At 72.8% G+C, this 4,855-nt stretch carries 5 protein-coding genes and 1 pseudogene; 5 read left to right on the top strand and 1 reads right to left on the bottom strand.

Annotation, left to right across the window (positions count from 1 at the left end; genetic code table 11):
- Together VF825_RS10330 and VF825_RS10335 are read left to right on the top strand one after the other, a co-directional pair.
- Positions 1 to 436 (top strand): annotated as a pseudogene (locus VF825_RS10330) (hypothetical protein); the annotation flags it as partial.
- Positions 437 to 446: 10 nt separating this feature from the next.
- Positions 447 to 1,775, top strand: coding sequence for an AarF/ABC1/UbiB kinase family protein (locus VF825_RS10335; protein WP_331112889.1), 1,329 nt, complete (start codon positions 447 to 449; stop codon positions 1,773 to 1,775).
- Positions 1,776 to 1,839: 64 nt separating this feature from the next.
- Here VF825_RS10335 and VF825_RS10340 read toward each other — a convergent pair whose 3' ends face one another.
- On the bottom strand, positions 1,840 to 2,022 hold the full coding sequence (locus tag VF825_RS10340; protein ID WP_331112890.1) for a hypothetical protein: 183 nt from the start codon (positions 2,020 to 2,022) through the stop codon (positions 1,840 to 1,842).
- Between the two features lie 211 nt (positions 2,023 to 2,233).
- Here VF825_RS10340 and VF825_RS10345 point away from each other — a divergent pair, with 211 nt between their 5' ends.
- The 3 genes from VF825_RS10345 to VF825_RS20095 form a co-directional block, all read left to right on the top strand.
- Positions 2,234 to 3,955: a lamin tail domain-containing protein gene (locus VF825_RS10345; protein WP_331112892.1), complete on the top strand. Its 1,722-nt coding sequence runs from the start codon at positions 2,234 to 2,236 to the stop codon at positions 3,953 to 3,955.
- Between the two features lie 8 nt (positions 3,956 to 3,963).
- Positions 3,964 to 4,572, top strand: coding sequence for a hypothetical protein (locus VF825_RS10350; protein WP_331112894.1), 609 nt, complete (start codon positions 3,964 to 3,966; stop codon positions 4,570 to 4,572).
- Between the two features lie 106 nt (positions 4,573 to 4,678).
- The coding region (locus VF825_RS20095; RefSeq protein WP_414695822.1) for a helix-turn-helix domain-containing protein at positions 4,679 to 4,855 on the top strand (177 nt) is incomplete at its 3' end.

Below are 4,855 nucleotides of genomic sequence, written 5' to 3' on the forward strand. Positions count from 1 at the left end.
CCCCGGGGCCGGGGCACCCTGGCTGCGGCACGGCATACCGCACCTGCCCGTCGTCGCCCAAGGGCACCGCGTGCTCGTCGGTCCCCTCGTCGCCGGCGCGGGCGGACCATGCCTGCAGTGCTGCGACCTGGACCGCAGCGACCGCGACCCACAGTGGCCGCAACTGCTGGCCCAGCTCACCCCGCCGCAGCCAGTGGGCCGGTCCCGGCCGGTCGAGGCGGCCACCGGCGTCACGGCCACGGCCGCCGGGCTGGCCGCCCTCGTCGTGCACAGCCACCTCGACGCCGGGGCCGTGCCGCGAGGGGTCTCCCTCGAGCTCAGCCTGCCCTGGCCCACCGTCGTGCACCGGCGCTGGAGCCCCCACGCCCGGTGCGGCTGCGGGGCCGCGCAGGCGCACCGGGACGGGGCGGCGGCGAGCACTCCCGGCCTCGGGTGACAATGGGAGGGTGAGCGATCTCCCCCGCAAGGCCGTGACCCGGACAGCGAAGCTCGCCACGCTGCCGCTCGGGTTCGCCGGGCGCACCGCGATCGGGTTCGGCAAGCGGGTCGGTGGCCGGCCCGCCGAGCTCGTCACCGCCGAGGTGCAGGCCCGCACCGCCGAGCAGCTGTTCAAGGTGCTCGGCGAGCTCAAGGGCGGCGCGATGAAGTTCGGGCAGGCGCTGTCGATCTTCGAGGCGGCGATGCCCGAGGACCTGGCCGGCCCCTACCGCGCGACCCTGACCAAGCTGCAGGACGCCGCCCCACCGATGCCGGCCTCGGTCGTGCACGGCGTGCTGGCCAAGGAGATGGGGCCCCGCTGGCGCAGCAGGTTCGAGTCCTTCGACGACACCCCCGCCGCGGCCGCCTCGATCGGCCAGGTGCACCGGGCCGTGTGGAAGGACGGGCGCGAGGTCGCGGTCAAGGTGCAGTACCCCGGCGCCGGACCCGCCCTGATCAGCGACCTCAACCAGGTGGCCCGGGTCGCCCGCGTGGCCGGCAGCTGGATCCCCGGCCTGGACATCAAGCCGATCATGGACGAGCTCAAGCAGCGCGTCTCCGAGGAGCTCGACTACAGCCTCGAGGCCGCGTCGCAGGCGCAGTTCGCCAAGGCCTTCCGCGACGACCCGGAGTACGCCATCCCCGACGTGGTCTTCCACTCCGAGCACGTCATCGTCAGCGAGTGGATCGAGGGCATGCCGCTGTCACGGATCATCAGCGAGGGCACGCAGGAGCAGCGCGACGCCGCCGCCCAGCTCTACCTGGAGTTCCTGCTCGCCGGACCGCAGCGCGCCGGGCTGCTGCACGCCGACCCGCACCCGGGCAACTTCCGCCTGCTGCCGGACGGCCGGCTCGGCATCATCGACTTCGGCGCGGTCAACCACCTGCCCGACGGGCTGCCGCCGGAGATGGGCGAGCTGCTCTGTGACGCGCTCGACGGCGACGCCGAGGCGGTGCTGCGCGGCCTGCGCGAGACCGGGTTCGTCAAGTCGTCCATCGACATCGACGCCGAGGCCCTGCTGGAGTACCTCGAGCCGTTCATCGCCCCGCTGCACACCGACACCTTCACCTTCAGCCGGCCCTGGCTGCGCGGGCTCTTCCAGCACATCAACGACCCGCGCCGCCCCCAGTTCACCGTCGGCATGAAGCTCAACCTGCCGCCGACCTACCTGCTCATCCACCGCGTGTGGATGGGCGGGATCGGCGTGCTGTGCCAGATCAACGGCGAGGTCGCCGGGCGGGCCACGCTGGACCACTGGCTGCCCGAGGCGCACCTGCCGCCCATCGGCGACGCCTGAGGCGCCTGAGCCGCTTTCACCACCACGGCGCCACACCGCGAAGGCGCCGCACCACGATGGCGGCTCACCACCAGGCGGAGTCGAGCTTGCCCTCGATGCTGCGCAGGTGCCGGCGGCTGCACTCCTCGCAGGTCCACACGACCCGGCCGCCCTCCACGCCGCGCGCCCAGGTGAGCCGCGCCGCGGACTCCTCCTCCGGCATACGGCCGCAGGTGGCGCACACCATCGGCTCGGCGTCCTCGCTCATACCCCCCAGTGTCACCCCGTCGTGACGCCGGTGAGCGGCGCCACCCCGTGGGGGTGAACACCCGGCTGCACCACGCAGCCCGCGGGTGACGGTTGCGCGAAGAACCGGAAATTGACCCGCACCGGGGACCCGGCTTACCGATCGGTGCCCCACTATCTGTGCGGCCCCTGTGGGCCACCCCACCCCTCCTTCCCCCGGGAGCCGCACGACCATGAGTCGTCTTCGCATGGGCCTGTCGCTGATCGCGGCCGCCCTCATCAGCACCACCGGCGCGGCGCTCGCGCCCAGCGCCGAGGCCGCCGCCCCGTCCTGCTCGACCTCCGGCACCTGGCGCCAGGGCGAGCTCAACGTGTACTGGTTCGACGTCGAGCAGGGCGACTCCCAGCTCATCGTCGGGCCGACCGGCAAGACCATGCTCATCGACCTCGGCGAGACGGCGTGGAACTCCACCGGCACCAGCACCAACGCGACGAAGGTGGCCGCGCAGATCCGCAGCATCTGCGGGATCGCCTCGGGCCCGGTGCACCTGGACTACGTGATGGCCTCGCACCAGCACCTGGACCACATCGGCTACTCCGGCAACCCCCACGACACCCAGACCTACGGCAACGGGCTCTGGCAGCTGCTGGCGCCGACGGGCAGCGGCGGGCTGGGCTTCGAGGTCGGCCAGCTCATCGACCACGACGGCGGGGTCTGGAACGACGCCAACGGTGACGGGTCCTGCGAGGTCGGGACCTCGACCGCCCCGGCGAACGAGACCGCGTGGCACAACGCCGGCACGACGTCGAGCACGGCGACCCGGTGGATCTGCTGGCTGTACGGACCGGCCGGGCAGGCCGACCGCGCGAACATCGACGGCAAGGTGCTGCGGCTGACCAACCCCGGCCCGTGGCCGACGATCGACATGGGCGGCGGCGCCACCGGCTCGATCCTCAACGCCAACGCCTACGGGACCAAGCAGGCCGACGGGGTCACCCCGGTCAGCGGCGACCACACCGCCGACGCCACCCCGCCGAGCGAGAACGACTACTCGATCGCGGTGCGGTTCGCCTACGGGCCGTACAGGTACGCCACCGCCGGCGACAGCGACGGTGAGTACTCCACCAGCGCCAACGGCTACACCTACAACGACATCGAGGCCGGCCTCGCGCCCAAGATCGGCGACGTCGACACGGTGCGCGCCAACCACCACGGCTCGGCGCACTCCTCGTCGCTGAAGTACCTGCAGGCGCTCACCCCACGGACGACCTTCATCTCCTGCGGCGTCAACTCCTATGGCCACCCCGGCAACGCGACACTGAACAACTACCGCTCCGTCGGCGCCGACATCTTCCTGGCCAACGACCCGTGCGACACCACGGACACCACCGGCGCGGCGATCGACTACAGCGGCACGTTCAACCACAACGGCACCGTGCACCTGGCCACGAGCAACACTGGCGCCGGCTACACCGTCGACTACGACGGCGGCACGAGGACCTACGTCACCGGCGACTCCAGCGGTGGCGGCACGACCGGCGACCCGACGAAGGTCAAAGTCAACGAGGTCCTCATGGCGCCCTCGACGGGCAACGAGTGGATCGAGCTCTACAACCCGACCACCAGCAGCGTGGACGTCAGCGGCTACTACGTCGACGACGCCGCCGGCGGTGGCGGCTCCCCCAAGGCCATCCCGGCCGGCTCGGTGATCCCGGCCGGCGGCCGCTACGTGATGGACGTGGGCTCGAGCTACCTCAACAACACCGGCGCCGAGTCGGCCCGCTTCCTGTCGATCTCGGGCGGCACCGAGACCGTCTACGACACCTACTCCTGGAGCCTGTCCTCCACGCAGTACGACAAGGTGTTCCACCGCAGCGGCGACGGCGGCGCCTGGTGCAACACCATCTCCGCCAACGTCACCAAGGGCACGGCCAACCCCACGACGTGCCCGTGAGGTATGCCGTGCCCCGCACCGCCCGCCTCCCCCGCCGCGCGTTCGTCGCGGCGGGGGTCGCGGCGGCGGCCCTGTCCCTCTCCGCCTGCGGCGCTGCCCCGGTGCACGGCCCCGGCCGCGCGGCGGACCGCGTCGCTCCCCCGGCCCGCGACGGCCGCCTGGTGCTGGTCAGCGGCCGGGACGACCACGGCGAGCTGGCCGAGCCGGCCGTCGCGCTGAGCGCCACGGTGCAGGGCTCCCGCACCGTCGCCGCCGTGCCCGACGGGACCCTGGCGCGGGTGGTCGCCTCCGACGGGCAGTGGCAGGAGGTGCAGTCCCTCGACGGCACCCCGGCCCGCGGCTGGGTGGACGACTTCCACCTGCGCGGCGTGGTGCACCTGGTCGGCCCGGCGCCGACGTGTTCCCCGCGCTTCGACGCGGGTCACCTGGCGCCCGGCACGCAGGCTGTCGTGCTCGGTGTCGGCGCCGGCGGCGCCCTGCGGGTCCGCACCCTGGGGACCCGAGCGCTGACCGGGCTCGTGCCCCGGGCGGACGTGCGCGAGCTCCCGCCGGCGGGGCCCGGCTGCGGGGACGGCACCGACCCGCGGACCGACCACCACGGCAGCCACCACCACTGACCCAGGTCCTCCCCTGTTCCTCTTCCGCCGAGAGGGACGTTCCTCGGGTTTCGCCCGCGGCCGCTTCAAGTGGTTGTTGCAACGAGGATGACGGAAGGATCCGGTCATGCCTGGTGCACGGTTGTCGGAGCAGGAGCGCGCGCAGATCGAGGTGTTGTTCGGGCAGGGGCTGACCTTCCCGCAGATCGCGGCGGTGATCGGTCGGGACCGGTCCACGGTCTGGCGGGAGGTGACCCGCAACCACGCCTACCGCGGCGGGCACGTGGTCACCGGGGCGGTGCAC

This window comes from Oryzihumus sp. (assembly GCF_036391795.1).
Classification (GTDB): Bacteria; Actinomycetota; Actinomycetes; order Actinomycetales; family Dermatophilaceae; genus Oryzihumus.